The following is a 1,805-nucleotide window of genomic DNA, read 5'->3' on the forward strand; positions in this document are numbered from 1 at the left end:
CCAACTAGGCCAAACCGTAGTAGTCATCGTCGAAGACGTCGACATCGACCGCGAACGGGTCTCGCTGAAACTCAAGAGTGTCGACGGACGCCCCCGATCACCACAAAAGCCACATCACGCCTAGACGTCAGGGGACACCGATACGCCGTACCGCCCCCGAGAGCTTCTAGTCAAAGGTTTTGGGGTGCAATGCCGGTGAGAGATCCGAGCGACTTAACCCCGCATCCCTGCAGGGCAGTATGACGACGCGGGCTGCTGGTTGTGGTGGTAGGGGTCGTTGGCCGGCGACCACCACCACCACGCAGCATCAGCATCCAGGCAAGTGGAGTCGTCAAGCCGCACCCCAGCCATCTGGACATTGTTCATGGATAATGACGATTATCCATGAAACGTGCGAAATAGCATGGTGTGCAGCAGGATTGCCCCTTACAAAAACGTCACAGTGACGTATTGACTACTCACCGGGGGCCTCCAGGCCATCACAGCGAATGCCGACTTCTTGTCGGCAGGGCTGTTGATTCTTGTTGTTGTCACCGGGTCGTGCCCGTGCGTCTTTGGGGCTTTGGCTGCGCGTTGATGGCTGCAGGAAGTGCGGTCACGCGTCCCTGCTGGCTCGCCTTAATTGACCATAAGATCGCTTATCGGCTAATAATCAGGCTGGTCACAGGCTATAATTCAGGCTATAATCGCGGTATGAAGCAGGTACCTCTTTCAGAGGCCAAGGACAAACTGTCGGCGTTGGTCGACGAAGCCGACACGACACACGAGATCATTCAGATCACCCGGCACGGTCGCGTCGCCGCGGTCATCATGTCCGCTGATGACTTGGACTCTCTCAACGAGACGCTTCATGCACTTGGAACCCCCGGTCTCGCCGACGAACTAGCCCAGGCCGACGCTGATTACGCGGCCGGGAACACGGTCAGCGGCAACGACATTCGTCGTCGCTACGGTCTGCAGTGACCGAAAACGACGACGCCTGGTCAGTTCAACTCTCACCTGCGGCGGCGCGAGCTCTCGAGCGGCTACCGCACAAAGTTGCAGCGGCGATCGCCGAATTCATCACGGTCGCACTGCCCGCCGATCCCTTGCCGATGTCCAAACCACTTCGCTTCCAGTTCGAGGGCTGGCGGGTGGCCCGGCGCGGCGACTACCGGGTGACCTTCCGGGTCCTCTCCGACGATAACGTGCTCTATGTGGGCCGCATCGAGCACCGTGCGCACGTCTACCGCCGATAACCTTGGTCACGAGCCGACCCCCCCTTCCAACTGCGCGTTCCGTCACTGTGACGGAACGCGCAGCACCGACCCCGAAAGCACCACGATGTCGGGATCATGGCCGCACCCTCGAAGTAGCTGGTGGGCTGCTCCGACTTGGCTTCGTTGATTGAGGCCGGGGCCAACGACGAGTCGGTCAAGCGCGAGAGGAATCGTTTCCTGGCGGCGGTGCACGGTGATTCGCCATGCCGCGCTGAGCTACATTCCAGGCCGCAGCGGATCCATGATTCCGTCTGTGTGGTCAGGAGAGAGCCGGACGCCGGGCTGACGCCGCGCCCGACGGTCAGAGTGTGTCTGCTCGGGGCCGGTGTCCCTGATACGCCGGCGCCTCAGTGCGTGCTGTCGCCAACTGTTAGTTCCAGCCGATGTTGAAGCCCTGCTCCTGCGGCCCGAAAAGGCCGGGCACGCAACGTGATTAGTCGTCTGCGGCCCGGTTGTCCGTTCTCATTGATTCTGGGGCATTCTCATTGAATCTGGGGTAAGTGCGTGTCTTTCTCATTGAATCTGGGGCACGAGGCTTAGCGTTTA

At 60.3% G+C, this 1,805-nt stretch carries 2 protein-coding genes; both read left to right on the forward strand.

Going from position 1 to position 1,805, the window contains the following annotated elements:
- The first annotated feature begins 693 nt into the window (after positions 1-693).
- Entirely contained in the window at positions 694-963 is a 270-nt protein-coding gene (locus tag SKC41_RS31680; RefSeq protein WP_061559515.1) for a type II toxin-antitoxin system Phd/YefM family antitoxin, read from the forward strand.
- Positions 960-1,238 (forward strand): type II toxin-antitoxin system RelE family toxin, encoded by a 279-nt coding sequence (locus tag SKC41_RS31685; RefSeq protein ID WP_330981547.1) that lies wholly within the window; start codon positions 960-962, stop codon positions 1,236-1,238. Before SKC41_RS31680 ends, SKC41_RS31685 begins: the two co-directional genes overlap by 4 nt.
- The last annotated feature ends 567 nt before the right edge of the window (positions 1,239-1,805 follow it).

Origin of the sequence: Mycobacterium sp. 050128, assembly GCF_036409155.1 — a bacterium.
Classification (GTDB): domain Bacteria; phylum Actinomycetota; class Actinomycetes; order Mycobacteriales; family Mycobacteriaceae; genus Mycobacterium.